General features: G+C 71.8%; 26 protein-coding genes, 1 tRNA gene and 1 other RNA gene. 6 read left to right on the top strand and 22 right to left on the bottom strand.

Features of this window, described 5'->3' with window-relative positions:
* Positions 1-6 precede the first annotated feature (6 nt).
* From rdgB to clpS, 10 genes are all read right to left on the bottom strand, one after another.
* Entirely contained in the window at positions 7-597 is a 591-nt protein-coding gene (rdgB, locus tag AC3YO9_RS07940) for an RdgB/HAM1 family non-canonical purine NTP pyrophosphatase (protein ID WP_489983442.1), read from the bottom strand.
* Positions 598-610: 13 nt separating this feature from the next.
* Positions 611-1,390: a ribonuclease PH gene (rph, locus tag AC3YO9_RS07935; RefSeq protein WP_489982793.1), complete on the bottom strand. Its 780-nt coding sequence runs from the start codon at positions 1,388-1,390 to the stop codon at positions 611-613.
* Between the two features lie 52 nt (positions 1,391-1,442).
* Positions 1,443-2,243 (bottom strand): MBL fold metallo-hydrolase, encoded by an 801-nt coding sequence (locus tag AC3YO9_RS07930; RefSeq protein ID WP_489982792.1) that lies wholly within the window; start codon positions 2,241-2,243, stop codon positions 1,443-1,445.
* Between the two features lie 43 nt (positions 2,244-2,286).
* The gene (gene murI, locus AC3YO9_RS07925) at positions 2,287-3,117 is read right to left on the bottom strand and encodes a glutamate racemase (protein ID WP_127783551.1); all 831 of its coding nucleotides are present in this window, start codon (positions 3,115-3,117) and stop codon (positions 2,287-2,289) included.
* Positions 3,114-3,752: a rhomboid family intramembrane serine protease gene (locus AC3YO9_RS07920; protein WP_127783552.1), complete on the bottom strand. Its 639-nt coding sequence runs from the start codon at positions 3,750-3,752 to the stop codon at positions 3,114-3,116. Before AC3YO9_RS07920 ends, murI begins: the two co-directional genes overlap by 4 nt.
* A complete protein-coding gene (locus AC3YO9_RS07915) occupies positions 3,749-4,711 on the bottom strand; it encodes a PLP-dependent cysteine synthase family protein (RefSeq protein ID WP_127783553.1) in 963 nt (320 codons plus the stop codon). Before AC3YO9_RS07915 ends, AC3YO9_RS07920 begins: the two co-directional genes overlap by 4 nt.
* Positions 4,712-4,713: 2 nt before the next feature.
* Positions 4,714-4,992: a MoaD/ThiS family protein gene (locus tag AC3YO9_RS07910; protein WP_127783554.1), complete on the bottom strand. Its 279-nt coding sequence runs from the start codon at positions 4,990-4,992 to the stop codon at positions 4,714-4,716.
* 76 nt (positions 4,993-5,068) lie between these two features.
* Entirely contained in the window at positions 5,069-5,524 is a 456-nt protein-coding gene (locus AC3YO9_RS07905; protein WP_489982791.1) for a M67 family metallopeptidase, read from the bottom strand.
* 59 nt (positions 5,525-5,583) lie between these two features.
* Complete coding sequence (gene aosR, locus AC3YO9_RS07900) at positions 5,584-6,171, bottom strand: oxidative stress transcriptional regulator AosR (RefSeq protein WP_489982790.1); 588 nt, start codon at positions 6,169-6,171, stop codon at positions 5,584-5,586.
* Between the two features lie 109 nt (positions 6,172-6,280).
* A complete protein-coding gene (gene clpS, locus AC3YO9_RS07895; protein WP_127783557.1) occupies positions 6,281-6,583 on the bottom strand; it encodes an ATP-dependent Clp protease adapter ClpS in 303 nt (100 codons plus the stop codon).
* A gap of 75 nt (positions 6,584-6,658) precedes the next feature.
* Here clpS and AC3YO9_RS07890 point away from each other — a divergent pair, with 75 nt between their 5' ends.
* Both AC3YO9_RS07890 and AC3YO9_RS07885 read left to right on the top strand, forming a co-directional pair.
* Complete coding sequence (locus tag AC3YO9_RS07890) at positions 6,659-7,954, top strand: nicotinate phosphoribosyltransferase (RefSeq protein ID WP_489982789.1); 1,296 nt, start codon at positions 6,659-6,661, stop codon at positions 7,952-7,954.
* A 94-nt stretch (positions 7,955-8,048) separates the two neighbouring features.
* Positions 8,049-10,118 (top strand): ATP-dependent DNA helicase, encoded by a 2,070-nt coding sequence (locus AC3YO9_RS07885; protein WP_241248919.1) that lies wholly within the window; start codon positions 8,049-8,051, stop codon positions 10,116-10,118.
* A gap of 39 nt (positions 10,119-10,157) precedes the next feature.
* Here AC3YO9_RS07885 and serB read toward each other — a convergent pair whose 3' ends face one another.
* From serB to AC3YO9_RS07860, 5 genes are all read right to left on the bottom strand, one after another.
* A complete protein-coding gene (serB, locus tag AC3YO9_RS07880; RefSeq protein ID WP_489982788.1) occupies positions 10,158-11,435 on the bottom strand; it encodes a phosphoserine phosphatase SerB in 1,278 nt (425 codons plus the stop codon).
* Positions 11,436-11,586: 151 nt separating this feature from the next.
* On the bottom strand, positions 11,587-13,353 hold the full coding sequence (gene ctaD, locus AC3YO9_RS07875; RefSeq protein WP_489982787.1) for an aa3-type cytochrome oxidase subunit I: 1,767 nt from the start codon (positions 13,351-13,353) through the stop codon (positions 11,587-11,589).
* 235 nt (positions 13,354-13,588) lie between these two features.
* Positions 13,589-13,661 (bottom strand) — tRNA-Ala (locus AC3YO9_RS07870).
* A 77-nt stretch (positions 13,662-13,738) separates the two neighbouring features.
* Entirely contained in the window at positions 13,739-14,461 is a 723-nt protein-coding gene (locus AC3YO9_RS07865; RefSeq protein WP_489982786.1) for a DsbA family protein, read from the bottom strand.
* Positions 14,462-14,602: 141 nt separating this feature from the next.
* Positions 14,603-15,082: a MauE/DoxX family redox-associated membrane protein gene (locus AC3YO9_RS07860; protein WP_489982785.1), complete on the bottom strand. Its 480-nt coding sequence runs from the start codon at positions 15,080-15,082 to the stop codon at positions 14,603-14,605.
* A gap of 169 nt (positions 15,083-15,251) precedes the next feature.
* Between AC3YO9_RS07860 and AC3YO9_RS07855 the strand changes: the two genes are divergently transcribed.
* Positions 15,252-15,941 (top strand): VIT1/CCC1 transporter family protein, encoded by a 690-nt coding sequence (locus AC3YO9_RS07855; protein WP_489983441.1) that lies wholly within the window; start codon positions 15,252-15,254, stop codon positions 15,939-15,941.
* Here the strand turns inward: AC3YO9_RS07855 and AC3YO9_RS07850 are convergent.
* The 4 genes from AC3YO9_RS07850 to AC3YO9_RS07835 all read right to left on the bottom strand — a co-directional run bounded on the left by AC3YO9_RS07850 (position 15,916) and on the right by AC3YO9_RS07835 (position 19,884).
* A complete protein-coding gene (locus tag AC3YO9_RS07850) occupies positions 15,916-17,133 on the bottom strand; it encodes an MFS transporter (RefSeq protein WP_489983440.1) in 1,218 nt (405 codons plus the stop codon). The two genes, AC3YO9_RS07855 and AC3YO9_RS07850, sit on opposite strands and share 26 nt — an antisense overlap.
* Positions 17,134-17,204: 71 nt before the next feature.
* A complete protein-coding gene (pgm, locus tag AC3YO9_RS07845) occupies positions 17,205-18,833 on the bottom strand; it encodes a phosphoglucomutase (alpha-D-glucose-1,6-bisphosphate-dependent) (protein ID WP_489982784.1) in 1,629 nt (542 codons plus the stop codon).
* A gap of 263 nt (positions 18,834-19,096) precedes the next feature.
* The gene (gene crcB / locus AC3YO9_RS07840) at positions 19,097-19,453 is read right to left on the bottom strand and encodes a fluoride efflux transporter CrcB (RefSeq protein ID WP_127783564.1); all 357 of its coding nucleotides are present in this window, start codon (positions 19,451-19,453) and stop codon (positions 19,097-19,099) included.
* Positions 19,453-19,884, bottom strand: a complete 432-nt coding sequence (locus tag AC3YO9_RS07835; protein ID WP_127783565.1) for a fluoride efflux transporter FluC — start codon at positions 19,882-19,884, stop codon at positions 19,453-19,455. The genes crcB and AC3YO9_RS07835 overlap by 1 nt, the downstream gene beginning before the upstream one ends.
* A 131-nt stretch (positions 19,885-20,015) precedes the next feature.
* On the opposite strand from AC3YO9_RS07835, the gene AC3YO9_RS07830 reads away from it, so the two are divergent.
* Positions 20,016-21,701: a class I adenylate-forming enzyme family protein gene (locus tag AC3YO9_RS07830; RefSeq protein WP_127783566.1), complete on the top strand. Its 1,686-nt coding sequence runs from the start codon at positions 20,016-20,018 to the stop codon at positions 21,699-21,701.
* Positions 21,698-22,459 (top strand): enoyl-CoA hydratase-related protein, encoded by a 762-nt coding sequence (locus AC3YO9_RS07825; RefSeq protein ID WP_489982783.1) that lies wholly within the window; start codon positions 21,698-21,700, stop codon positions 22,457-22,459. Before AC3YO9_RS07830 ends, AC3YO9_RS07825 begins: the two co-directional genes overlap by 4 nt.
* A 1-nt stretch (position 22,460) precedes the next feature.
* Here the strand turns inward: AC3YO9_RS07825 and AC3YO9_RS07820 are convergent, their stop codons facing one another.
* Both AC3YO9_RS07820 and AC3YO9_RS07815 read right to left on the bottom strand, forming a co-directional pair.
* Positions 22,461-23,510 carry an NAD(P)-dependent alcohol dehydrogenase gene (locus AC3YO9_RS07820; protein ID WP_489982782.1) on the bottom strand — a complete coding sequence of 350 codons (1,050 nt, stop codon included), beginning with the start codon at positions 23,508-23,510 and terminating at the stop codon, positions 22,461-22,463.
* 99 nt (positions 23,511-23,609) lie between these two features.
* Positions 23,610-25,175 carry an FAD-dependent oxidoreductase gene (locus AC3YO9_RS07815; protein ID WP_489982781.1) on the bottom strand — a complete coding sequence of 522 codons (1,566 nt, stop codon included), beginning with the start codon at positions 25,173-25,175 and terminating at the stop codon, positions 23,610-23,612.
* A 70-nt stretch (positions 25,176-25,245) separates the two neighbouring features.
* On the opposite strand from AC3YO9_RS07815, the gene AC3YO9_RS07810 reads away from it, so the two are divergent.
* Positions 25,246-25,821 (top strand): helix-turn-helix domain-containing protein, encoded by a 576-nt coding sequence (locus AC3YO9_RS07810; protein ID WP_489982780.1) that lies wholly within the window; start codon positions 25,246-25,248, stop codon positions 25,819-25,821.
* Between the two features lie 55 nt (positions 25,822-25,876).
* Here AC3YO9_RS07810 and ssrA read toward each other — a convergent pair.
* Positions 25,877-26,247: a transfer-messenger RNA gene (ssrA, locus tag AC3YO9_RS07805) on the bottom strand.
* Positions 26,248-26,324 lie beyond the last annotated feature (77 nt).

Below are 26,324 nucleotides of genomic sequence, written 5' to 3'. Positions count from 1 at the left end.
CGTGAGCTAGAGGGCGCGCAGGGCGGGCAACAGCTGCTCCAGAGCACGGGCGCGGTGCGAGACGGCGTCCTTCTCCTCCGGGATGAGCTCCGCCGCGCTGCAGTCCATGCCCTCGGGCACGAACACGGGGTCGTAGCCGAAGCCGTTGGTGCCTGCCGGCTCACGGGCGATGCGGCCGCGCCACTCCCCGCGCACCACCACCTCCGGCCCGCCCGGCACCACCAGCGCCGATGCCGACACGAAGGCCGCGCCACGGCGCTCGTCGGGCACGTCGGTCAGCTGGGCCAGCAGCAGCGCCGTGTTGGCCGCGTCGTCACCGTGCCGGCCCGACCACCGGGCAGACAACACCCCGGGCATGCCGTTGAGCGCGTCCACCGCCAGCCCCGAGTCGTCAGCCACGCAGGCCATCCCCGTCGCGGCCGCACCGTCACGCGCCTTGGCCAGTGCGTTGCCCTCGAACGTCGGGGCGGTCTCCGGAGCTTCCTCGAACGGCGGCACGTCGTCCAGGCCCACCACCGTGACGCCGGTGAGCTGCGCCGCAGTCACGATGCGACGCAGCTCCGCCAGCTTCTTGGCGTTGCGACTGGCCAGCAGCAGCTCCACCGGCCGCTCAGCCCCGCTTCTTGCCGGTCGGCGCGGGCGGCTCGGGCAGCACGCCCGGGTACGGCGCCGCCAGCGCCTCTGCCTGGATGGCCGACAGCTGCGCGCACCCGCGCACCGCCAGGTCCAGCATCGCGTCCATGGTGGAGCGGGCAAAGGTCGCGCCCTCACCGGTGCCCTGGATCTCCACGAAGGTCTCCGCGTCGGTGAGCACGACGTTCATGTCCACCTCGGCGCGGGAGTCCTCCTCGTACGGCAGGTCGAGGCGCACCCGGCCGTCCACCACCCCCACGCTCACCGCGGCGATGGCGCACGACAGCGGCTGCGGGTCGGACAGCGCGCCCTTGGCCCGCAGCCAGGTCACCGCGTCGCTCAGCGCCACGTACGCGCCGGTGATGGCCGCCGTGCGGGTGCCGCCGTCGGCCTGCAGCACGTCGCAGTCGATGGCGATGGTGTTCTCCCCGATCGCCGCCAGGTCGATGCACGCGCGCAGCGAGCGGCCCACCAACCGGCTGATCTCCTGCGTGCGGCCCCCCACCTTGCCCTTGACCGACTCGCGGTCGCTGCGGGTGTGCGTGGCCGCCGGCAGCATCGCGTACTCCGCCGTCACCCATCCCAGGCCCGATCCCTTGCGCCAGCGGGGCACGCCCTCGGTGACGCTGGCGGTGCACATCACCCGGGTGCTGCCGAACTCCACCAGCACGGAGCCGGCGGGGTGGTCGGTGAATCCGCGGGTGATGCGCACGTCGCGGAGCTGGTCGTCTTCTCTGCCGTCTGCTCGTGTGGACACCCGGCGAGCCTAGTGGGGACCGGGTGAACCGCGGATGAGCGGGCAGCGCCAGTCAGGGGCGCGCGGGCACCGACGAGCCGGCCCGGGCGCCGTGCACGATGTCGTGCTCCTCGCCCGCGCTGACGGCGTGCACCTCGCCGTCGAACTCGGCGCGGGCCTCGGCCACAACGTCTTCGCGGGAGGTCCACGGCGGGATGTGGGTGAGCAGGAGCCTGCCCACACCCGCCTTCTGCGCCAGCTGGCCGGCCTGGGTGCCCGACAGGTGCACCCCCACCGGCCGGCTCGGGGAGTCGGTCCACGACGCCTCGGCCAGCAGCACGTCCGCGCCCTGAGCCAGCTCCTCAACCTCCGCGCACGGACCGGTGTCGCCGGTGTAGACCAGCGTCACGCCCGACGGGTCGGTGACGCGCAGCCCGAACGCCTCGCAGGGGTGCTCCACCAGCTGCGGCAGCACCGTGACGGAGCCGAACCGCACCGCCTCGCCGCTGCGCCAGTGGGTCAGCTCCATCACGTCGGAGATGTCCTCCACCTCCTCCGTCCCCGCGCACGAGGCCGCGGCCAGCCGCTGTGCGGTGTCCGTCGGCCCGTACAGCGTGGTGCGACCCGGCACCGGGCTCGGGTGGTAGCGCCGCCACACCAGCAGCCCGGCGATGTCCAGGCAGTGGTCGGCGTGCAGGTGGCTGAGCAGCACGGTGACCGACGCAGGGTCCACGTAGCGCTGCAGCGCCCCGAGAGCACCGCCGCCGAGGTCGATCACCAGTGGTGGTGCGCCCTCAGCAGTCACCAAGTAGCTCGAGGCTGGGGAGTCGGGTCCTGCCACACTGCCGGAGCATCCGACGACGGTGAGCCGCATTCCGGTCATGTTGCCACGGCCAACCGTGATCTGCGAGCGCGTCTTAGTCGACTGCGACACCGACCGGGCCGGCGGCCGCACCAACTTCGGTCAGCTCCGGCCCCAGGAAGCGACGACCCAGCCGCGCGAACGAGGTGGGATCACCGGTGGAGAGGAACACCCTGGTCGGCGGCACCGGGCTCTCCCGCAGCAGCTCGGTGGCGCTGAGCACGCGCAGCACGTCCTTGGCGGTCTCCTCGGCGCTGGAGACCAGGGTCACCTGGTCACCCATGGCCAGCTGCAGCACCCCGGACAGCAACGGGTAGTGCGTGCAGCCCAGCACCAGGGTGTCCACCTCGGCGCTCTGCAGCGGCTCCAGGTACGCCTGGGCCAAGCCCAGGATCTGGCGTCCGCTGGTGATGCCGCGCTCCACGAAGTCCACGAACCGCGGGCAGGCCACCGAGGTGACGCTCACCCCACGGGCGGCGGCGAAGGCGTCGTCGTAGGCGCGGGAGGCGACGGTGGCGCGGGTGCCGATGACGCCGATACGGCCGCTGCGGGTAGTGGCCACCGCACGGCGCACGGCCGGCAGCACCACCTCCACCACCGGCACGGGGTAGCGCTCACGAGCGTCCCGCAGGCAGGCGGCCGACGCGGTGTTGCACGCGATGACGAGCATCTTCACGCCCCGCTCCACCAGGTCGTCGGCCACCGCCAGCGCGTGCGCCCGGACCTGCGCGATGGTCAGCGGACCGTAGGGGCCGTTGGCGGTGTCGCCGACGTAGATCACCGACTCCGCCGGCAGCTGGTCGATGATTCCGCGGGCCACGGTGAGCCCACCCACCCCGGAGTCGAAGATGCCGATCGGCGCGTCCGCGCCCACCGGCGTGCTCACCGGCGCACGCCCGGGCCGAGCTGTCCGGCGGCACGGTCGCGGCGGGCCATCGCGCTCGCGGCGACCACCCCGCCGACGGCTCCGAAGAGGTGGCCCTGCCAGGACACGCCAGGCGCGCCGGGGAACACGCCCCAGAGCAGGCTGCCGTAGAGCACCAGCACCACCACGCCCACCGCCAGCTGGAGCAGGCTGCGGGTGAAGATGCCGCTGACGATGAGGTAGGCGAGGTAGCCGAACACCAGCCCGGACGCGCCCACCACCACCGTGTCCGGCTCGCCGAACAGCCACACCCCCACCCCGCTGACCAGCCAGATGATGGCGCTGACCAGCACGAACCGCAGCAGCCCCGCCAGCACCAGCACCGCGAAGCCCAGCACCAGCAGGGGCACGGTGTTGGACTGCAGGTGCCCGAAGTCGGCGTGCAGCAGCGGCGCCCAGAGGATGCCGTCGAGCCCGCTCACCGCGCGCGGCTCGATCCCGTCGTCGGTGAGCTCGTCACCGGTGGCGGAGTTGACCCCCTGGATCACCCACAGCGCGGCGACGAACAGCGCGATCGTCACGGCGGCCGTCTTCCACACGGGCTGCCCGCCCGGGGTGGAGGGTCGGTGCGCCGACGGGATCGCGGGAGGCCTCATGCCCAGAGCTGTCCTTCCAGGGCCGCCTCGGCCTCCTCGAGCGTCCCGGCGTAGGCGCCGGTGGAGAGGTACTTCCAGCCGGCGTCGCAGAGGACGAACGCGATGTCCGCCCGCTCCCCCGCCTTGACGGCCTTGCGCCCGGCGGCCAGCGCCGCGTGCAGGATGGCGCCGGTGGAGAACCCGGCGAAGATGCCCTCCTGCTCGATGAGCTCGCGGGTGCGTCGCAGCGCGTCCTTGGGTCCTACCGAGTAGCGGGTGGTGAGCACCGACGCGTCGTAGAGCTCGGGGATGAAGCCCTCGTCGATGTTGCGCAGCCCGTACACCAGCTCGCCGTAGCGCGGCTCCGCTGCGATCACCTGGATGCCGGGGACCTTCTCGCGCAGGTAGCGCCCGGCCCCCATCAGGGTTCCGGTGGTGCCCAGCCCGGCCACGAAGTGCGTGATGGTGGGCAGGTCCTCGAGGATCTCCGGACCGGTGCCCCGGTAGTGCGCCAGCGCGTTCGCCGGGTTGCCGTACTGGTAGAGCATCACCCAGTCAGGATGCTCCGCGACGATCTCCTTGGCCATGGCGACGGCCTGGTTGGACCCGCCCGCGGCCGGGGAGGTGATGATCTCCGCGCCGTACATGGTGAGCAGCTGCCGGCGCTCGATGGAGGTGTTCTCCGGCATCACGCAGATCAGGTGGTAGCCCTTGAGCCGCGCGGCCATGGCCAGCGAGATGCCGGTGTTGCCGCTGGTGGGCTCCAGGATGGTGCACCCGGGGGTGAGCACCCCGTCGCGCTCGGCCTGCTCGATCATGGCCAGCGCCGGACGGTCCTTGACCGAGCCCGTGGGGTTGCGGTCCTCCATCTTGACCCACAGCCGCACCGGGTTCTCGCCCTCCCACTGCGGGGAGAGCGAGGGCAGTCCGACCAGCGGGGTGTGGCCCAGGGAGTCGAGCAGGCTGTCGTAGCGGGCCATCTCTAGCGTGCGCCGCCAGCGACCGCGGGGAGGATGGTGACGTCGTCACCCTCGCCGATGGGGGTGGCCATGCCGCCGGAGAAGCGGACGTCCTCGTCGTTGACGTAGACGTTGACGAAGCGGTGGAGCTTGTCCCCGTTCACCAGGCGCTCCTTGATGCCGTTGTGCTTGGCCTCGAGGTCGTCGATCAGCTCGGCCAGCGTGGCGCCCGAGGCCTCGACGCTCTTCTGGCCGTCGGTGTGGGTGCGCAGGATGGTCGGGACGGAAACGGTCACTGCCATGGGAGAGCTCCTGAGTTCGTGAGTGGTCCTTCGTGCGGGCAACGTCTGCAGGGGCGCCGGGGATTCCCGGCGCACGTCACTGCTGGTCGGGGACGTCGTCCGGACCGGAGTGCGCGAACCGGTAGCTCTCCACCACCTCGACGGACTCCTCGGTGACCACGCCGTCGACGATGCGGTAGCTGCGCAGCTCCTCGGTGTCGGGCTCGCGGGTGGAGACCAGCACGTAGTGCGCGTCCGGCTCGGCAGCCAGGTTGATGTCGGTGCGGCTGGGGTAGGCCTCGGTGGCGGTGTGCGAGTGGTAGACCACCACCGGCACCTCGTCGTTGCGGTCCATCTCGCGCCACACCCGCAGCTGCTCGCCGGAGTCGAAGCGGTAGAACGTCGGTGAGCGCTCGGCGTTGATCATGGCCACGTGTCGCTCGGGACGGTCGGAACCCTCCGGCCCCACGAGGATCCCGCAGGCCTCGTCAGGGTGGTCGGCGCGCGCGTGGGCGATCATCGCCTCGACGAGGTCTGCCCGGATTGTCAGCACGCAACCCATCCTAGGCGACGCCGGTGCCGCGCCGACCGGGCCCGACGGGCCAGCCAGGCTCAGCTCATCAGCGACTGCACCAGGGAGTCCTGCACGAAGGTGAGCCAGTGGTACACGCCGAGGTGACCCGCGCGGGGGTCGTCCTCGGGCACCTCGTCGGGGGTGTCCGGGCCGATGTCCAGCATGGTGCCGAGGGTGAGCCGGACGTCGTTGATGGTGGCCAGCCAGGCGTCGGCCTGCGTGGTGTTCAGCGTGACCCGCCCGCCCCGCGGCGGGCAGGAGTCCAGCAGCACCTGGGCCGCCGCGCACTTGGCGTCGATGATCTCCGGCTCGTGCAGGCTGCGCAGCGCACCGGCGGCGTCGGCGCCCTGCTCCCGGTCGGCACCGTCCTGGGTGTAGGCGGGGTCGTCGAGGCGGTGGAAGTCCGGCAGCAGGCGCAGCAGGCTGTCGTCCTGGGGGCGGTCGCTGTGGCCGGTGCGCAATCCGGTCATCCGGGAGAGCTCGTCGGTGGGGGCGTCGTCGGCGCGGGCGCGCAGCATCTCCACCACCGAGGACACCAGCCCGCGGAGCACCGCTGCCTCCTGGGGGTCGAGCTCGGTGCGCACCCGAGCTCCCCCGAACGTGCTCCTGCGTGACCAGTGCTGCATGAGATGTGTCCCGGTGGGTTGGCTGACCACCCGCGCCGTGCTGCGGTGTCGGTCAGGTCGGTGAATGTGCTGTGCCGTGGCGGCGAGCTTCGTGCGAGCTGGTGCGGGCTCAGCCGTCCCGCTGGAGGGTGGCCCACAGGCCCGCGGCGTGCAGCTTGCTCACGTCGCCCTCCATCTTCTCCTTGGTGCCTGAGGAGACCACCGCCCTGCCCTCGGAGTGCACCTGCATCATCAGCTCGGTGGCCTTGTCCTTGGAGTAGCCGAAGAGCTTCTGGAAGATGTAGGTGACGTAGTGCATGAGGTTCACGGGGTCGTCCCACACCACCGTCACCCACGGTCGGTCCTCACCCCGCGCCTCGTCGGTTACCGAGTCGGGGTCGACCTGAGGTTCCAGCTCAGTGGGTGCAGCCATGGACTCCACCTTACGACCGAAACGGACGAACTCCCACGTCCCGGTCTCGGTGCGAGCCTCGTACAGTGACCAGACGTGACGGCTTACACAAGCACCGCCCTGCTCACCGACCACTACGAGCTCACCATGCTCAGTGCCGCCCTCCAGGACGGCACCGGTGACCGGCACTGCACCTTCGAGCTGTTCGCGCGCTCGCTGCCCGCCGGGCGGCGCTACGGCGTGGTCGCCGGCACGGGCCGTTTCCTCGAGCTGCTGGCCGACTTCCAGGTGGGCGAGCGGGAGCTGGCCGCGCTGGCCGGGGTGGTGGACACGCGCACGCTGGAGTGGCTATCCGAGTACCGCTTCCGCGGGGACATCGACGGCTACCCGGAGGGTGAGCTGTACTTTCCCGGTTCGCCCGTCCTCTCGGTGCACGGCACGTTCGCCGAGTGCGTGGTGCTGGAGACGCTGGCCCTGTCGGTGCTCAACCACGACTCCGCGGTGGCCTCCGCCGCCGCCCGGATGGTCAGCGCCGCCCGGGGCCGCACGCTCATCGAGATGGGCTCGCGGCGCACCCACGAGCGGGCCGCGGTGGCCAGCGCCCGCGCCGCCTACCTCGCCGGGTTCACCTCCACCTCCAACCTGGAGGCCGGACGTCACTACGGGGTGCCCACCTCCGGCACCAGCGCGCACGCCTTCACGCTGCTGCACACCACCGAGCACGGCACCGACGAGGCCGCCGCCTTCCGCGCCCAGGTGGACGCCCTCGGGGTGGGCACCACGCTGCTGGTGGACACCTACGACATCCACAACGGCATCGCCACCGCCATCGAGGTGGCCGGGCCCGAGCTGGGCGCGGTGCGCATCGACTCCGGCGACCTCGGCGTGATGGCCGCGCAGGCGCGGGCCCAGCTGGACTCCCTGGGCGCCACCAAGACCCGGGTGGTGCTCTCCGGCGACCTGGACGAGTACGCCATCGCGGGGCTGCGCGCGGAGCCGGTGGACGCCTACGGCGTGGGCACCTCGCTGGTCACCGGCTCCGGTGCCCCCACCGCGGGCATGGTGTTCAAGCTGGTCGCCGTGGACGGCGTCCCGGTGGCCAAGCGCAGCAGCAACAAGGCCTCCCGCGGCGGAGCCAAGTCAGCGGTGCGCCGGGCGCGGGCGACCGGCACCGTGGTGGAGGAGGTCGTGCACGGGGTCGAGCACGCCCCCGAGCTGGGCCCCGACGACCGCGTCGTCCCCGTCCCGCTGGTGCGCAAGGGTGAGCCGGTGGAGGGCCTGCCCACGCTGGAGCAGTCCCGCAAGCACCTGGCCGCCGGGCTGGTCAGCCTGCCGTGGGAGGGCCTCAAGCTGTCCAAGGGCGAGCCGGCCATCCCCACCACCTACCTCTGAGCCCACCGACCCTCTGGGCCCACCGACCCTCTGAGCCCACCGACGCGCCACCGTGGGCGGGGCCACCCCGCCCACGGCGGTAGCGTCTGCACCCGTGCCCGACTCCCCTGCTCCTGACTCCGCACGCTTGCCCGCGGTCCCCGAGCTGCTCGCCAGCGCGGTGCAGGCTCTCGGCGGCGCGGAGCGCACCGGGCAGCTGAGCATGGCCTCCGCCGTGGCGCACGCGCTGGAGGGCGGCCAGCACCTGGCGGTGCAGGCCGGCACCGGCACCGGCAAGTCGCTGGCCTACCTGGTGCCCGCGATCCGGCACGCCGTCAGCTCGGGCAAGACGGTGGTCGTCTCCACCGCCACCATCGCCCTGCAGCGCCAGCTGGTGGACCGCGACCTGCCGCGCCTGGCCAAGGCGCTCAAGCCCGAGCTGGGCCAGGCCCCGCAGTTCGCCATCCTCAAGGGCCGGCGCAACTACCTGTGCCTGCACCGCCTCGACGCCGGCGCCCCCGAGGACCCCGACGAGGCACTGTTCGACGCCTTCGCCGTCTCCAAGATGGGCCGGGAGGTGCAGCGCCTGCACGCATGGGCGGAGAAGACCGAGACCGGTGACCGCGACGAGATCGTGCCCGGGGTGAGCGAGCAGGCCTGGCGGCAGGTCAGTGTCTCCGCCCGGGAGTGCCTCGGCGTCGCCCGCTGTCCAGTGGGCAGCGACTGCTTCGCCGAGCAGGCGCGCGCAGCCGCCGCCAAGGTGGACGTGGTGGTGACCAACCACGCGCTGCTGGCCATCGACGCCATCACCGGCATCCCGGTGCTGCCCGAGCACGACGCGGTGGTGATCGACGAGGCCCACGAGCTGGTGGACCGGGTGACCGCGGTGGCCACCGCCGAGCTGCACGGGGCCGCCATCAGCGCCGCGGCCCGGCGCTGCGCCAAGATGATCGACGACCGCGACGTGGACCGGCTGGAGGCCTCGGCCGAGGGCTTCACCATGGCGCTGGAGGACGTGGGCCCCGGCCGCTGGGAGCGGAGCCTGCCCGACCAGGCCGCCACCGCGCTGGCCGCCGTCCGCGACGCCGCCTGGGCGTGCCGCACCGCCATCGGCCCGGTCAAGCCGGGGATGAGCGCCGCCGACCCTGAGGCGGCCGCCGCCCGCACCGCCGCGCTGGCCCTGATCGACGAGGTGCACGACACCGCGGTGCGCGTGCTGGTGGCCTTCGACCAGCCCGACCCCGCCAAGCGGCACGACGTGGTGTGGCTGGCCGCGGAGGAGCGCCGCGGGCTGGTGCTCAAGGTGGCGCCGCTGTCGGTGGGCGGGCTGCTGCGCAAGAACCTCTTCGACGACTCCACCGTGGTGCTCACCTCGGCCACCCTGGCGCTGGGCGGCTCCTTCGACAACCTGGCCCGGCAGTGGGGACTGCCCGCGGAGAACGCCGCCCGCAGCGACACCGGTACCGCCAGCGCCAAGGAGGCGCCGTCGGAAGGTGCGGCGAGCAGCACCCGCTGGTCGTCGCTGGACGTGGGCTCACCCTTCGCCCACGCCACCTCGGGCATCCTCTACGTGGCCAAGCACCTGCCCGCACCCGGCCGGGACGGACTGGTGGAGGCGTACCTCACCGAGATCGAGGAGCTGGTCTCCGCCGCCGGTGGGCGCACCCTGGGCCTGTTCTCCTCCATGCGCGCGGCCAAGGCGGCGGCGGAGGCCATGCGCGAGCGCCTGGACACCCCGGTGCTGTGCCAGGGCGAGGACTCCACCGGCCAGCTCATCACCAAGTTCGCCGCCGACGAGGCCACCTCGCTGTTCGGCACGCTGTCGCTGTGGCAGGGCGTGGACGTGCCCGGCCGATCGCTGTCGCTGGTGATCCTGGACCGCATCCCCTTCCCCCGCCCCGACGACCCGCTGCTGGTCGCCCGCCAGCGCGCCGTGGAGTCCACCGGGGGCAACGGCTTCCTCACCGTGGCCGCCAACCACGCGGCGCTGCTGCTGGCCCAGGGCGTGGGCCGGCTGCTGCGCAGCGTGGACGACCGCGGGGTGGTGGCCGTGCTCGACCCGCGCCTGGTCACCGCCCGCTACGGCGGCTACCTGCGGGCGTCGCTGCCCCCGTTCTGGCAGACCACCGACCCCGCCGTGGTCCGCTCCGCGCTGCGTCGGCTGGTGGACAACCCCGAGGCCTAGGCCCGGTGCGGGCCCGAGCTGGTTCCGCTCAGCCGGTGGTCACTGGCCGCCGAGGGGCACGCGCCGCAGCACCCCGTCGATGGCGTCCGCGGCCTCCACCTCGGCCCGGGTGATGCCCAGCACGAACAGCACCGCGTCCAGGTAGGGGTAGGACAGCGCGGTGTCGGCGACGTCGCGCAGCGCCGGCTTGGCGTTGAAGGCGATGCCCAGCCCCGCAGCAGAGATCATGTCGATGTCGTTGGCGCCGTCACCCACCGCCACGGTCTGCTCCAGGGGCACGCCGGCCTGCGCGGCGAAGCGCTGCAGCGCCACCGCCTTGGCGGCCCGGTCGATGATCGGCCCGATCACCCGTCCGGTGAGCGTGCCGTCCACGATCTCCAGGGTGTTGGCCGCCACGAAGTCCAGCTCCAGCTCGTGCGCCAGGCCCTCGATCACCTGGGTGAAGCCGCCGGAGACCACCCCGCAGTGGAAGCCCAGCCGGCGCAGCGTGCGGATGGTGGTGCGGGCCCCCGGGGTGAGCTCCAGCTCGTCGGCCACGTCCTGGATCACGCTCGCCGGCAGCCCGGCCAGCGACTGCACCCGCTGGTGCAGCGACTGGGTGAAGTCCAGCTCGCCGCGCATCGCGGCCGCGGTGATCTCGGCGACCTTGTCCTCGGCGCCGGCGCGAGCGGCCAGCATCTCGATGACCTCGCCCTGCACCAGGGTGGAGTCGACGTCGAAGACGATGAGCCGCTGCGCCCGGCGGGCCAGTCCGCCGCGCTGCACCGCGATGTCCACGCCCTCCCCGGCGGCCACCGCGGCCAGCCCGGTGCGCAGCGCGGTGTCCGAGGCGCTCTCGTGGCCCACGGTGCCCGTGGCCTCGGAGCCGTCGCCAGGGGCACTGACCATCAGCTCCAGGCCGGTGACCGGGTAGTCGGCCACTGCGCGGATGGCGTCGATGTTGGCGCCCTGCACCGCCAGCTCCCGACCGATGGCGGTGAGCGCCCGCGCCTTCACCGGGCTGCCCAGCACCAGCACCGAGTGCGTGGAGGGGCTGCGACCGCCGCCGACCGGTGCCCCGACCTCCACGTCCACGTGCACGCCCACCGTGGGCATCACCTGCTCCACCGACGCCTTGAGCGCGTCGGCATCCCCGGCGCAGCTGACCAGCACCCCCAGCGTGAGCCGCCCCCGGATGACCACCTGCTCGACGTCCATCACGTCCACGTCGTGCTTGGTCAGCTCCTGGAAGAGCACGGAGGTCACGCCCGGGCGGTCAGGCCCGGTGACGGTGACCAGGACAGTGCTCTCGTGCGTCGGCTGGGCTGGCCCGGTCACGTCGGGGTTCCTCCTGGGTTGGGTTCTCGCCCGGGCCTAGAGGCCCGGGTGCTGTCACGTCTTCTCACAGTGCCACGGGACGGCGATGAGCCCCGACCCACTGCAGGTCGAGGCTCATCGCTGGAGTGCTGCGGAGCTGGGTGCTACCGGTCTAGCGCGACCGGGGGTCGCCGCCGTTGGTGGAATCCGGCTCCACCACGTTGCTGACCTTCTCCGACGGGGCGCCGTGGTTCGCGGCGGCCTTGCCGGTGTGCGCCTCGGCGCGCATGCGCTCCGCCATGTGCGGGTAGTGCAGCTCGAAGGCGGGACGCTCCGACCGGATGCGCGGCAGCACGGTGAAGTTGTGCCGCGGCGGCGGGCAGCTGGTGGCCCACTCCAGGGAGTTGCCGTAGCCCCACGGGTCGTCAACCAGGACCGGCTTGCCGTAGCGGTAGCTGACGAAGACGTTCCACAGGAACGGCAGCGTGGAGGCGCCGAGGACGAACGCACCGATGGTGGACACCGTGTTCAGCGTGGTGAACCCGTCGGAGGGCAGGTAGTCGGCGTAGCGGCGCGGCATGCCCTCGTTGCCCAGCCAGTGCTGCACCAGGAACGTCAGGTGGAAGCCGATGAACGTGGTCCAGAAGTGGAACTTGCCCAGCTTCTCGTCCAGCATCCGGCCGGTCATCTTGGGGAACCAGAAGTAGATGCCGGCGTAGGTCGCGAACACGATGGTGCCGAAGAGCACGTAGTGGAAGTGCGCCACCACGAAGTAGGTGTCCGACACGTGGAAGTCGATCGGCGGGCTGGCCAGCAGCACACCGGTGAGCCCACCGAAGAGGAACGTGATCAGGAAGCCCAGGGAGAACAGCATGGGCGTCTCGAAGGTGAGCTGGCCCTTCCACAGGGTGCCGATCCAGTTGAAGAACTTCACGCCGGTGGGGATGGCGATGAGGAACGTCATGAAGGAGAAGAACGGCAGCAGCACCGCACCGGTGGCGTACATGTGGTGCGCCCAGACGGCGACCGACAGCGCGGCGATGGCCAGCGTGGCGAAGACCAGGCCCTTGTAGCCGAAGAGCGGCTTGCGGGAGAACACCGGGAAGATCTCGCTGACGATGCCGAAGAACGGCAGCGCGATGATGTAGACCTCGGGGTGGCCGAAGAACCAGAACAGGTGCTGCCACAGGATGACGCCGCCGTTGGCGGGGTCGAAGATGTGCGAGCCCAGGTGGCGGTCGGCAGCGAGGCCGAAGAACGCCGCGGTGAGGATCGGGAAGGCCAGCAGGATCAGCAGGCCGGTGATGAGGATGTTCCAGGTGAAGATCGGCATCCGGAACATCGTCATGCCGGGGGCGCGCAGGCAGACCACGGTGGTGATCATGTTGACCGCACCGAGGATGGTGCCCAGGCCGGCGATGGCCAGGCCCATGATCCACAGGTCGGCGCCGGCGCCCGGGGAGTAGACGCTGCTGGACAGCGGGGTGTAGGCGAACCAGCCGAAGTCAGCGGCACCACCGGGGGTGATGAAGCCGGAGATGGTGATGGTCCCGCCGAACAGGAACAGCCAGTAGGAGAAGGCGTTCAGCCGGGGGAACGCCACGTCCGGCGCGCCGATCTGCAGCGGCAGGATGTAGTTCGCGAAGGCGAACACGATCGGCGTCGCGTACAGCAGCAGCATGATCGTGCCGTGCATGGTGAACAGCTGGTTGTACTGCTCGTTCGAGAGGAACTGCAGCCCAGGAACGGCCAGCTCGGTCCGCATGAGCAGTGCCATCAGGCCACCGACGATGAAGAAGACGAACGCGGTGACCATGTACATCAACCCGAGGGTCTTCGGGTCGGTCGTCTTGAGCATGTTGACGATGAAGTTGCCCTTTTTCACCTCCCGGGCCGGGTACGGCCTGGTGGCGACGGGCTGGGGCGCTAGGGCCGTCACTGATCCTCCTGACTGCGCGTCCGACCGGGGTGAACCCGGGGGACCCGTGCTGCCTCACGAACCGCTTGGCTCGCGCATCCTGCACCGCGACCCACCCCGACGAGTCGGAGGAAAAGCGGCAGAGCAGATCGTAGCCGGAGGCAAGTGCCGCACAGCCGCCGCCCCGCCGCTAGCCGCCCGAACGCACGCGAGGCCCAGATCCTGTTCGGATCTGGGCCTCGCGTGCGTTCACGGGTGGAGCTGAGGGGACTCGAACCCCTGACCCCCACACTGCCAGTGTGGTGCGCTACCAGCTGCGCCACAGCCCCGTGCTGCGAGACAGAAAGTTACACGACGTGGGCACCAGAACTGAAATCGGGGGTACCCCTCTGGGCGAAACCGCTGGTCAGCCGAGCTGGGACACCCAGCTGGTGTTGCGGAAGTCCACCGACTTGCCGTCCCGGAGCACCGTCGGCGTCGCGACCGCGCCCACCGCGGCCGCCAGCTCGGCCTCCCCGGCCTGCGAGGCGGCCTGCGCGTCGGCGATGCGCGCCCCGCTGGTGATGCACGGGCCCGCCTCGGCCGGCGCACCCACCTGGGTGGCCAGCTCCGCGAGCTGGTCGTTGCTCAGGTCTGTGCTGGCCCGCTCGGCCGGCTGGTTCTCGGTGTCGAAGAGGGTGGCGTGGTAGGCCGGGTAGGCCCGCCCGTCCCCCGTGGTGGCCACGCACAGGGCCGCAGCAGCCGCCCTGGTGGAGTAGTCCTTGCTGGCCGAGGCGTCGTTGAGGAAGTCCAGCGAGTGGTAGCGCACGGCGATCTTGCCCTCGTCCGTGGCCTGCGCCAGCTCCTGGCCGTAGATCTTCTCGAACTGGGCGCACACCGGGCAGAGGTAGTCCTCGTAGATGTCGATGGTCACCGGCGCGGTGTCCGACCCCACCCGCACCACGCCCTGGTTCACCTGGACCGGGGAGTTCTGCGCATGGCCGTACCCCTCGTTCCGAGCCTCGTTCTGGTTGCTCTGGTTGACGACCCCACCGATCACCACCACCGCCACGAGAGCGAGCACCACGCCGGCGATGATCGTTGACCGCTTGCTGGTCACCGGGCGCTTGTTCATGCCTTGGCTGCTCACGTGTTCCTCCGGGGCGGTTCGCCGGCGAGCCTGGTGCCGCAGACGTTGCACCCAGGATGCCACTGCTGTCGCCAACGCCACACAGACACCGTTGACATGTTGGCGCACAACAACACTCACGCCAGGTCGGGCCTGGTGACCTCAGCGGGCGCGGGCCAGCGGCCAGGGTGAGCGCGAGCCGGCACCCAGCGCCACCGGGCTCAGCGGGCGGTACACCAGCCACCCCGCCAGCACCATGAAGCCCAGGTCACGGACGATCTCCACCGCGTAGTCCCAGGGTCCGACGTCGCCCACCCCTCCCCCGCCGAAGCAACCGCAGTCGATGGACAGCCCACGAGCCCAGACCGAGGACACCCCGGCGATGAAGCCGACCAGCACCACCAGCGAGACCACCGCCACCGGTCGCACCCCCACGCCGCACAGCAGCAGCAGGCCGAGCCCGATCTCGACGAAGGGCAGCGCGTTGGCGAACGGGGTGACCATCGACTCCGGCAGCAGCTGGTAGGCGCGCACGGCGACCACGGCCTGCAGGGGGTCGGCCGCCTTGATGGCGCCGGAGGCCAGCCACACGGCCGCCAGTCCGAGCCGGGCGAGCAGGCTCACCCAGGGAGTGAGGAACATCCCCGCAGAGTAGACGTTTCCCCCGGTCAGGGTAGCCTCCCCTTCGTCCACAAAGGATCGTCCGGCCGGTATCGTGCACCTGGTGACCACCTCAGCCATCCCCGGGTTCCGGGGCCCGGCCGCCACCGGCGGACCTGTCGCCAGCACGGCCCAGGACGGCCCGGGCGAGATCGGTCACACCCACGCCGACGTGTCCGGCGGGTGGCTGCGCGCCGCGGTCTTCGGCGCGATGGACGGGTTGGTGACCAACATCTCCCTGGTCGCCGGCATCGGTGCTGCCGGGGCCGCGCCACGCACCATCGTGCTCACCGGGGTGGCCGGGCTGGTGGCCGGCGCGTTCTCCATGGCGCTGGGCGAGTACACCTCGGTGTCCACCCAGAACGAGCAGGTGGAGGCCGAGGCGCGGGTGGAGCGTCGCGAGCTGCGCGACAACCCCGCGGGCGAGGAGGCCGAGCTGGTCGCCATGTTCACCGAGATGGGCATGAGCACCCCCACCGCCACCAGCGCGGCCCGGGAGGTGCACCACGACCCGGAGCGCGCGGTCCGCACGCACCTCACCCACGAACTGGGCATCGACCCCGAGGAGAGGCCCTCCCCGATGGTGGCGGCGCTGTCGTCGTTCCTGATGTTCGCCCTGGGCGCGATCGTGCCCCTGCTGCCCTACCTGCTGGGCTTCAGCTCGCTGCTGGCCGGGCTGGCCGTGGGCGCGCTGGGGCTGGTGCTGGCCGGAGCGGTCGCGGCCACGTTCACCGCGCAGAAGTGGTGGCGCGGCGCCGCCCGCCAGCTGGTGTTCGGCGTCGTGGCGGCGGGCGCCACCTACCTGGTGGGCACCCTCATCGGGGTGGGCCCGGTCGGCTGACCTGCCCCTTGCCCTGACCCGGAGCCGCTGCCCGGCCGGGCAGCGTCTCCGGGGCCCGCGCCCACACCAGTGCGGCCACCAGGGCGATGGCCCCGGTCACCCCGAAGGCCGCCGAGTAGGACACGTGCTCGGCCAGCAGGCCCGCCCCCACCGGGCCGGCGATGGCGCCCACGTCCGAGGCCATCTGGAAGCCGGCGAACACCGGCCCGCCCTTGCTCTCCGAGCCCACCACGTCGGCCACCGCGGCCTGCTGCGGCGGGTTCATCAGCCCCGACCCGACGCCCGCCAGCGCCGTGGCCACCAGGAAGGACACCGGCCCGCCGGTGAAGCCGAGCCAGATGGTGGCGCTGCCGGTGATCACCAGCCCGGTCAGGGTCAACCCGCGCCGCCCCCACACGTCCGACATGCGGCCGGCGGGCAGCAGCACCGCGGCGTTGCCCACGGCGAACACCGACAGCGCCACTCCGGACAGCGTGGCGCCCTGGTCCAGCGCCTCGGTGACGAACAGCGGGATCAGCGCCACCCGCACGCCGATCACGCCCCAGCCGTTGGCGAAGCTCGACGCCAGCGACGCCCGGTAGGCGCCGTTGCCGAGCGCCGCGCGCAGGGTCATCACCGGCCGGTTGTCGGTGCTGTCGCGGGGGGTGAGCGTGGACCCTCGCAGCTGGGTGTACACCACGGCGGCGGCCACCAGCAGGGAGACCATGTAGATGACGAACGGCACCCGCAGGCCGAAGCGCAGCAGCGCCCCGCCCACCAGCGGCCCGCCGATGCTGCCCAGCAGGAAGCTGGTGGCGTAGAGCCCGGTGACCCTGCCGCGCACCTCCGGCGGGGAGATCCGCACCAGCAGGCCCACCGCGGACACGGTGAACATGGTGGAGCCGATGCCCCCGAGCCCGCGGAAGACCAGCAGCTGCCAGTAGGTCTGCGCGATGGCGCAGGCACCGGTGGACAGCGCCACGATGAGCAGGCCGGTGAGGTAGACCGGCTGCTCCCCCAGCCGCTGCACCAGCCGGCCGCTGGCGGGGGCGAACACCAGCCGCATGAACGCGAACGCGCTGATCACCACCGACGCCGCGGTGACCCCCACGTCGAAGGAGCGGGCGAACTCCGGCAGCGCGGGGGCCACCAGTCCGAAGCCCACGGCGATGACGAAGGCCGCGGCGACCAGCACCCAGATCTCCCGCGGCAGCGGTGCGCGCGCAGAGCTCTGGGCGCTCGAGGTGGTGTCGGGGTGGTCGGCGGGATCGGGGAGCGGGTCGCTCAAGCCAGGACCTCGGTGACCATCTCCTGGGCGGCCGCCTGCACCTGGCGCAGGTGGTCAGCCCCCAGGAACGACTCGGCGTAGATCTTGTAGACGTCCTCGGTGCCGGACGGCCGCGCGGCGAACCAGGCGTTCTCGGTACACACCTTGAGGCCGCCCACGGGTGCGTCGTTGCCGGGGGCCCGAGTGAGCTTGGCGGTGATCGGCTCGCCGGCGAGGGTGTCGGCGGTGACCTGATCGGCGGAGAGCTTGGCCAGGCGGGCCTTCTCCTCGCGGGTGGCCGGGGCGTCGACGCGGGCGTACACCGGGTCGCCGTGCTGCTCGGTCAGCTCGGCGTAGCGCTGCGAGGGGGTCTGGCCGGTGGTGGCGGTGATCTCCGCGGCCAGCAGGTCCAGGATCAGCCCGTCCTTGTCGGTGGTCCACGGGCTGCCGTCGTGGCGCAGGAAGGACGCACCGGCGCTCTCCTCGCCGCCGAAGCCGATGGAGCCGTCCAGCAGGCCCGGCACGAACCACTTGAAGCCGACGGGCACCTCGAGCAGGTCGCGGTGAGCGGCGGCCACGACGCGGTCGATCATCGAGCTGCTCACCAGCGTCTTGCCGATGGCGGTGTTGGCGGGCCACTGCGGGCGGTTGGCCACCAGGTAGCTGATGGCCACGGCGAGGTAGTGGTTGGGGTTCATCAGGCCGGCGTCGGGGGTGACGATGCCGTGCCGGTCGGCGTCGGCGTCGTTGCCGGTGGCCAGGTCGAAGTCGCCGCGCTTGCCCACCAGGGAAGCCATGGCGTTGGGCGAGGAGCAGTCCATCCGGATCTTGCCGTCGGTGTCCAGCGTCATGAAGTACCAGGTGGGGTCCACCACCGGGTTCACCACGGTGAGGTCGAGCTTGTGCCGCTCGGCGATCTCGCCCCAGTACGCCACGCTGGCACCGCCGAGCGGGTCGGCGCCGATGCGCAGGCCGACCTCGCGGATCACCTCGAGATTCACCACCGAGGGCAGGTCGTCGACGTAGGTGCCCAGGTAGTCGTAGCGCTCCACCTGGCGCAGCGCCTCGCTGAGCGGGCGGCGCCGCACGTCGGCCAGGCCGCCGCGGAGGATCTCGTTGGCGCGGTCGGCGATCCAGCCGGTGGCCTCCGACCCGGCCGGGCCGCCGTCCGGCGGGTTGTACTTGAAGCCGCCGTCGCGGGGCGGGTTGTGCGAGGGGGTGACCACGATGCCGTCCGCCCGCCGGGTGGCGCTGGCGTTGTGCCGCAGGATGGCGTGGCTGACCGCCGGCGTGGGGGTGTAGCCGTCGCGGCTGTCGATGGCCACCGTGACGTCGTTGGCCACCAGCACCTCCAGCGCGGTGCCCCAGGCCGGCTCGGACAGCGCGTGCGGGTCGCGGCCGATGAACAGCGGACCGGTGGTGCCCTGGCTGGCGCGGTACTCGCAGATGGCCTGGGTGGTGGCCAGGATGTGCGCCTCGTTGAACGCGCCGTCCAGGGAGGAGCCGCGGTGGCCGGAGGTGCCGAAGACCACCTGCTGCGCCGGGTCGTCCACGTCCGGGGTGATGGACGTGTACGCCGACACCACCTCGGCGACGTCGATCAGGTCGGAGGGCTGCGCCGGCTGGCCGGCACGCTCGTGCGCCACGGGTACTCCTCGGGTCTCACGGGTTCGGAGGTCACAGGTCGGGGTGGTGCGCTGCGGGGCAGGCGCACCGGGGTCAGCGCTTCAGGTCACCACGGGCAGGCCCGCGTGCCGTCCATCCTCTCCCCCTCCCCCGACGGGCGCACACCCCGCCCGGTCGCAGTGGCCGCCAACGACGGCCGGGCAGGCAGCGCAGCCGGCAGCACGCCGGCTTGGCAGCGGTTGCAGACCACCGTGGCGGTGGTGGGGGCGTCTGCAAGTACGCCCTAGTCGTGCACCCACTCGTAGCCGGCCAGGGCCAGCAGCAGACCCACCACCACGCTCACCGCGACGTAGATGAGCGCGGTGCCCTGGTCGCCCTTCTCGTTCAGGCTGACCGCCTCGTGGCTGAACGTGGAGTACGTCGTGTACGCCCCGCAGAAGCCGGTGCCGACCAGGGCGAACCACTCCGCCGACAGGTCCGCCCCGGTGAACATGCCCAGCAGGAAGCAGCCGGTCATGTTCACCACGAACGTGCCCGCCGGGAACGCGGTGCTGCCGGCCCACGGCTTGGTCCACCTGCCCACGAGGTACCGGGTGGGCGCCCCGATCGCGCCACCGATGGCCACCAGCAGCCACACCATCACCGGGCTCCGATCGATCGGGTGAGCTGCACGCCCAGCCAGGCGGCCGCCAGTGCTCCCACCAGGGTCACCACCGCATAGATGGTGGCCACCCCGCTGCTGTCTCGCGTCACCGCATCAACGGCATAGGTGGAAAAGGTGGTGAACCCACCCATCAGCCCCGTTCCGAGAAAGGGATACAACAATGGGTGACCGCTGCGCTTCTCGGTCACCGCCACCACGATCACCCCGAGCAGGAATGACCCGAGCACGTTCTCCACCAGCGTCGACCAGGGAAATCCCCCGGGATCGGTGGTCCACCCGCGGTCCAGCCCGTGTCGGGCCAGCGCCCCGAGCGCGCCCCCCAGCGCGATGGCCACCAGCACGTGGAGCGTCTTCTGCCGCGTGCGATTTGGGGGATGAAGGTCCTCGTCGGTGTGCTTGCCCGCCATGGCACGACCCCAATCTTTGCGACTCTGAGCCCATCTTCCTTGGGCTGGACCCTTGCCCCGGTACTACCTGCACGGGCAACCTAGGACCTCAGCCGAAGCAACGACGCTCCGCGCTGAGTGAGGAGCTAGCTATGGTGCACGACACCACCACGGTAGGCGCGATCTTGCCCCCCGGCATCCCTGCTGACCTGCAGTTCCCGCTCACCGACGTGGGTGCGGTGCTGCGTGGTTCCGCCATTCGCTTCGCCGACCGGACTGCCTTTCACCACGATGGCGCTGAGCTGACGTACACCCAGCTGCTGGAGCGCGCCGCCCAGGTGGCCAACGGGCTACGGGCCCAGGGCGTGCAACCCGGCGACGTGGTGGCCGTGCACATGCCCAACTGCCTGGACTACCCGCCGATCTACTTCGGCATCCTGCTGGCCGGTGCGGTGTTCACCCCGGCCAACCCGCTGCTGCCGCCCGGCGACCTCGCCTTCCAGCTGTCCGACAGCGGTGCCGTCGCGGTGGTCACCTGGAGCATCGCCGCTCCGGCGATCGGGGCCATCCGCGACCAGATCCCCGCCCGCACCATCATCACCGTGGACGCCGAGCTGCCCGACGCTGTGCCGCTGGAGCAGCTGCTGGCGGGCCAGTCCACCACGCCGCCGGAGCTGGACGTCGACCCCGCCACCGCGCTGGCGCACCTGGCCTACACCGGCGGCACCACCGGACGATCCAAGGGCGTGGAGCTCACCCACCGGCACGTGGTGACCAACGCGCTGCAGGCGGCGTGCTGGGGCAGCGGCTCGGTGCCGGTGCTCACCGACGACGGGGACCTGCTGCTGGACCAGGTCGGCTCCGAGCAGGAGTGGCCCACCCGCCACGGCACCGCGATCACCGTGAACCTCACCCCCTGGTTCCACGCCATGGGCGTCATCGGCTACCTCAGCGTGCCGCTGCTGACGGGCAGCACGGTGGTGATCCACCAGCGCTTCGACCCCGGGCACTTCCTGGCCGACCTGGAGAAGTTCCGCGCCACCATGATCGGCGGCGCTCCCCCGGTGTTCGTGGCGCTGCTGCGTCACCCGGACTTCCTCACCCGCGACCTGTCGGCGGTCAAGGGCATCACCTCCGGTGCTGCGCCGCTGCCGGTGTCGGTGCTGGAGGCGCTCAAGCAGCGCTTCCCCGACGCGGTGGTCACCGAGGCCTACGGGCTCACCGAGGTGACGATGATGGCCACCAGCAACCCGTCGTGGCGCTCGGGCACCCGCAAGGTGGGCACCGTGGGGGTGCCGGTGTTCCAGACCCAGGTGCGCCTGGTGGACGTGGACGGCTCGGACGTCGCCGACGGCGAGAGCGGCGAGGTGTGCATCCGCGGCCCGCAGGTGATGCAGGGCTACCACCACCGCCCGGAGGCCACCGAGGAGGTGCTGGCCGACGGCTGGCTGCGCACCGGCGACGTCGGCACCCTCGACGAGCAGGGCTACCTGTCCATCGTCGACCGCGCCAAGGACATGCTGCTCTACAAGGGCTACAACGTGTTCCCGCGCGAGCTGGAGGAGATCCTGCACGCCCACCCTGCGGTGGCCGGGGCCGCGGTGGTCGGCCGGCCCGACCAGGAGGCCGGCGAGCTGCCGGTGGCCTTCGTGGTGCTCGTGGAGGGCTCCGACGTCACCGCCGAGGCGTTGCAGGAGCACGTGAACGCGCTGGTGGTGCCGTACAAGAAGCTGCGCGAGGTGCACCTGGTGGACGCCATCCCGGTGTCGGCGGCAGGCAAGGTGCTGCGCCGGGAGCTGCGGGCGGGGCTGATCGCCGAGACGGGCATCGTCGAGTGAGCGTGCTGGTCAAGCAGGACGGCCCCACCACTCGCATCACCCTGGACCGCCCGCAGCGGCGCAACGCCCTGGCCGAGGACGTGCTGCGCGAGCTGCTCGCCGCGCTGGAGGAGACCGCCGCCACCCCGGCCACCGGCATCGTGCTGGCGGCCGAGGGACCGGTGTTCTCCGCCGGGCACGACTTCAGCGACGTGCACGGCCGCGACCACGCCGGGGTGCGGGACCTGTTGCAGCTGTGCACGGCGGTGATGGGAGCCATCGGCAGCGCACCGCAGGTGGTGATCGCCCGGGTGCAGGGCTTGGCCACCGCGGCGGGCTGCCAGCTGGTGGCCAGCTGCGACCTGGCGGTGGCCGCGGAGTCGGCGGGCTTCGCGCTGCCGGGCGGGCAGGCCGGGTGGTTCTGCCACACCCCCGCGGTGCCGGTGGCCCGCTCCATCAGCCGCAAGCACCTGATGGAGCTGGCGCTCACCGGAGACGTCATCGACGCCCCCACCGCCGCGCAGTGGGGGCTGGTCAACTACGCGGTGCCCGACGCCGAGCTGGACGCCGCGGTGGACGCGCTGCTGGCCCGGGCCACCCGGGGCAGCAGGGCGTCCAAGGCGCTGGGCAAGCAGACCCTGCGCGCCCAGCTGGACCGGCCCACCGACGACGCCTACGCCCTGGCCATCGAGGTGATGGCCGCGGCCTCGCAGACCCCGGACGCGGTGGAGGGCCGGGCGGCGTTCCTGGAGAAGCGCCGGCCCACCTGGCAGGGCTAGCTCAGCCCACCGCGATGGTGGCGGTGTCGATGACGAAGCGGTAGCGCACGTCGGAGTCCACGACGCGGTCGTAGGCCTCGTCCACCTGGTCGGCGCTGATCGTCTCGATGACGGCGCCGATGCCGTGCTCGGCGCAGAAGTCGAGCATCTCCTGCGTCTGCGGGATGCCACCGATGTTCGACCCGGCCAGGGTGCGGCCCTCGCCCACCAGCCCGCCGGGTGTCACCTGGTAGGGGTTGGAGGGCAGACCCACGTTCACCAGCGCACCCAGCGGGCGCAGCAGCGCCACGTAGCGGTCCATCTCCAGGTCGGCGCTGACGGTGTTGATGATCAGGTCGAAGCTGTTGCGCAGGCTCTTCAGCGTGTCGGCGTCGGAGGTGGCGTAGTAGTGGTCGGCGCCCAGCTCCGCGCCCTGCTCCTGCTTGGCCATCGTGCGGGAGAGCACGGAGACCTCGGCGCCGAGCTTGTCGGCGATCTGCACGGCCATGTGGCCCAGCCCGCCCATGCCGATGACGGCGACCTTCTTGCCCGGCCCTGCTCCCCATCGCTTGAGCGGGCTGTAGGTGGTGATGCCGGCGCACAACAGCGGCGCGGCCACGTCGAGACCGAGGCCGTCCGGGATGCGCAGCACGAACCGGTCGGAGACCACGACCTCCTGGCTGTAGCCGCCCAGAGTGGGCTCGCCGTCGTAGCCGAGACCGTTGTAGGTCATCACTGCACCCTTGTCGCAGTACTGCTCCTCGCCGCTGCGGCAGAAGTCGCACTCCCCGCAGGAGTCCACCATGCAGCCCACCCCGACGCGGTCACCCACCTGGTAGGAGGTCACGCCGGAGCCCACCTCGGACACCACGCCCGCGATCTCGTGGCCGGGAACCATCGGGAAGATCGCCGTGCCCCACTCCTCGCGCACCTGGTGGATGTCGCTGTGGCAGATGCCGGCGAACTTGACGTCGATGCGGACGTCGTCGTCCCGCAGCGCGCGGCGCTCGATGGTGGTCGGCTTGAGCGGCGCTCCGGCCGAGTCGGCAGCGAGGGCGGCGGTGCTCGTCATGGTTCTCCTGTGCGTAGGCGGTGTTACTCCCGAGTACAGGTCGCCAGAGCCGCGGGCTATTCCGCGGATCACACGACGTGCGTCACAACGCCCGCACCGTCAGCGCCGTCTGCAGGCGCGCAGCACCACGTCGTGGGTGTGCGGCGAGATCTCCGCGGGCTCGCCGGTGCGCGGGCGGGTCCCGTCCACCAGCACCTCCCAGTCGTCGTCCAGCAGCGCCGCCACGTCCGGCGGCTGCACGTAGTCGGCGGGGTCGAAGTCCTGGGAGTGGGCGTGGGCGTGCGCCAGGTCACCGAAGGCGTGCCCCACCACCAGCAGGGTGCCGCCCGGGGCCACGGCGGCCAGCAGCGCGCGCTCGGTGGCGTGGTCAGCGCCGTGCTGCAGCGCCGGGTAGTGCAGCGACACCAGGTCGTAGCGGCCCAGCGGCTCGGTGGTGACGTCGACCTTGCGCCAGTCCACCTCCACCCCGGCCCCGGCGGCCGCCGCCCGGCCTCGGTCCAGCGCCACCTGCGAGACGTCCACGGCGGTCACCTGCCAGCCGTGCTGGGCCAGCCAGATGGCGTCGCCGCCCTCGCCGCAGCCCACGTCCAGGGCCCGTCCCGGCTGGTGCCCGGTCAGCTCGTCCACCAGCACGCCGTTGGGTCCGCCGCTCCAGATCTGCTCGGCGTAGCGGTGGTCCCACTCCACGTCGGCCGGCAGCGCCGCCACCGCCGCGGTGGTGTCCTCGGCCACCAGGTCGGCGTTGATCGCCGCACCCACCCAGCCACCGTCGGCGGCGGCAGCCAGCACCTGCTGCGTGACGTTGGTGGCGTTGCCGGCGACGAACACCCCGGCCACCGCCGTGGCGCCGCCGGCGTCGGTGGGGATCACCTCGCCCCAGCCGGCTGGGTCGGGCGCCGCCGTCAGCCCCAGCGAGTGCACCGGCTCGGCCCGAGCCACCATCCGCGGGGCGACCACCACCGCGTCGGCAGGCACGATGGTGCCGTCGGCCAGGCGCACCCCGGAGACCTGGTCGGCGTCGACCACCACCTGCTCCACCGGGCCGGGCAGCACCTGCACACCGCGTGCCGCCAGCCGAACCCGCTCGTGGTGGTCCGGCCCGGTGCCCTCGTGCACCACCACCGTCACCTGCTCGGTGAGCTGGCGGAACAGCCCCGCCTGGTGTGCCCCGGCCGGTCCGGTGGCGATCACCACGATGCGTTGGTCGCGCACCTCCCAGCCGTGGCAGTACGGGCAGTGCAGGACCCCGCGGCCCCACTGCGCGTGCACCCCCGGGATGTCCGGCAGGAGGTCGGTGAGGCCGGTGGCCAGCAGCACCCGGCGCGCCTGGACGGTGCGGCCGTCGGTGAGCGTGGCCTGGAAACCGGTGTCGGTGCGGTCCACGGTGTGCACCCGGCCGTCCCAGATCTCCACGCCGTAGCCGCGCACCTCGGCGCGACCCCGCGCGAGCAGCTCGGCCGGGGCGATGCCCTCGTGACCGAGGAAGCCGTGCACGTGCGTGGCCGGGGCGTTGCGCGGCTCGCCGGAGTCGATCACCACCACCGAGCGGCGTGCCCGCCCGAGCTGCAGGGCGGCGGTCAGGCCGGCCGCGCCGCCGCCGATCACCACCACGTCGTGGGGGTGGTCGGCAGAGCGCTGGTCGTCCTGGATCACTGGTTCCGTCATGTCCACAACCGTACGACCGCTCAGGCGAATGCAGCAACGCATCTTGCGGTAATGGCAAGAAGCGCCCAGGATGGGTGCCGTGCCCGCCAACGACGTCGAAGAGCTCGTCCGCGCCCGGTTGCGCACCCTGCGTCGCTCGCTCGGGTGGTCCCTGGACGAGCTGGCCCAGCGCAGCCACCTCAGCCCGTCCACCATCAGCCGCATCGAGACGGGCAAGCGCGGCATCAGCATCGACGTGCTCATCGCCCTGGCCACCGCGCTGCAGATCGACCTCGACTCGCTGCTGGACGTGCACGGCAACGACGAGGACGTGGTGATCAGGCCCGTCCCCACCACCCGCCACGGTGCCACCACCTGGCCGCTGAGCCGCCCGACCGGCAGCACGGTCGCCCTCAAGATGCGCCTGGCGCCCACCGCGGAGCGCCGTGAGCCGCGCGTGCACCCGGGCCACGACTGGATGTTCGTGCTCTCCGGCCGGGTGCGGCTCACGCTCGGCGAGCGCGAGATCGTGGTGGAGACCGGTGAGGCCGCGGAGTTCTCCACCATGACCCCGCACGCCGTGGACGCCCTCGACGGGCCGGCCGAGCTGGTCATGGTGTTCGACCGCGACGGCCAGCGCGCCCACCTGCACACCGACGGCGCCTGAGCCGGCACACGAAAAAGGGGCGGTCACCGTGGTGACCGCCCCTCCCTCACGTACGGGGTGGAGGTGCCGGGAATCGAACCCGGGTCCTTCGTCGCATCAACAGGGCTTCTCCGTGCGCAGTCCTCTATGTCCCTGCTTGGATCTCCTGGTCACGAGGACGAGCCAGGACGACGATCCCAGCCGCTGTTTGGTGTCCCCTGCGGATCCGCGGCCGATCCGCAGGGTAAGAGCCCTCTAGTCGATGCCAGGGTCCGGGGCGAGGGCACACCCGGTCTGACAGAGTCGCTACTCGCTCAGGCGGCGAGGGCGAACTCGCGCTGACTGGAGTCGGCGCTTATTTGGTTGCAGTGACGCTTGTGGTGGTCTCCTGCCTGCACCAGCACGCTTCCCCTGAATCAACGTACGGAGTCGAAACCGTTCACCCCCATACGTGCCCGGCAACCTGCACCGGGCTCCCTACCTTAACGCCCCGACCCCGCCGCGTCATTCCTGGGCGGGAGAAG

Source organism: Rhodococcus sp. Z6_132 (assembly GCF_058133635.1).
The sequence above is the reverse complement of the archived record's forward strand: the minus strand, read 5'-3'. Positions and strand labels throughout refer to the sequence as shown.

Excerpts from the sequence above, each read along its gene's own strand:
- AC3YO9_RS07930 (WP_489982792.1), bottom strand. The coding sequence starts at position 2,243 with ATGCGGCTCACCGTCGTCGGATGCTCCGGCAGTGTGGCAGGACCCGAC.
- AC3YO9_RS07920 (WP_127783552.1), bottom strand. The coding sequence starts at position 3,752 with ATGAGGCCTCCCGCGATCCCGTCGGCGCACCGACCCTCCACCCCGGGC.
- AC3YO9_RS07915 (WP_127783553.1), bottom strand. The coding sequence starts at position 4,711 with ATGGCCCGCTACGACAGCCTGCTCGACTCCCTGGGCCACACCCCGCTG.
- AC3YO9_RS07910 (WP_127783554.1), bottom strand. The coding sequence starts at position 4,992 with ATGGCAGTGACCGTTTCCGTCCCGACCATCCTGCGCACCCACACCGAC.
- aosR (WP_489982790.1), bottom strand. The coding sequence starts at position 6,171 with ATGCAGCACTGGTCACGCAGGAGCACGTTCGGGGGAGCTCGGGTGCGC.
- clpS (WP_127783557.1), bottom strand. The coding sequence starts at position 6,583 with ATGGCTGCACCCACTGAGCTGGAACCTCAGGTCGACCCCGACTCGGTA.
- AC3YO9_RS07860 (WP_489982785.1), bottom strand. The coding sequence starts at position 15,082 with ATGTTCCTCACTCCCTGGGTGAGCCTGCTCGCCCGGCTCGGACTGGCG.
- crcB (WP_127783564.1), bottom strand. The coding sequence starts at position 19,453 with ATGGTGTGGCTGCTGGTGGCCATCGGTGGCGCGATCGGGGCGCCCACC.
- AC3YO9_RS07835 (WP_127783565.1), bottom strand. The coding sequence starts at position 19,884 with ATGGCGGGCAAGCACACCGACGAGGACCTTCATCCCCCAAATCGCACG.
- AC3YO9_RS07830 (WP_127783566.1), top strand. The coding sequence starts at position 20,016 with ATGGTGCACGACACCACCACGGTAGGCGCGATCTTGCCCCCCGGCATC.
- AC3YO9_RS07820 (WP_489982782.1), bottom strand. The coding sequence starts at position 23,510 with ATGACGAGCACCGCCGCCCTCGCTGCCGACTCGGCCGGAGCGCCGCTC.
- AC3YO9_RS07815 (WP_489982781.1), bottom strand. The coding sequence starts at position 25,175 with ATGACGGAACCAGTGATCCAGGACGACCAGCGCTCTGCCGACCACCCC.
- AC3YO9_RS07810 (WP_489982780.1), top strand. The coding sequence starts at position 25,246 with ATGGGTGCCGTGCCCGCCAACGACGTCGAAGAGCTCGTCCGCGCCCGG.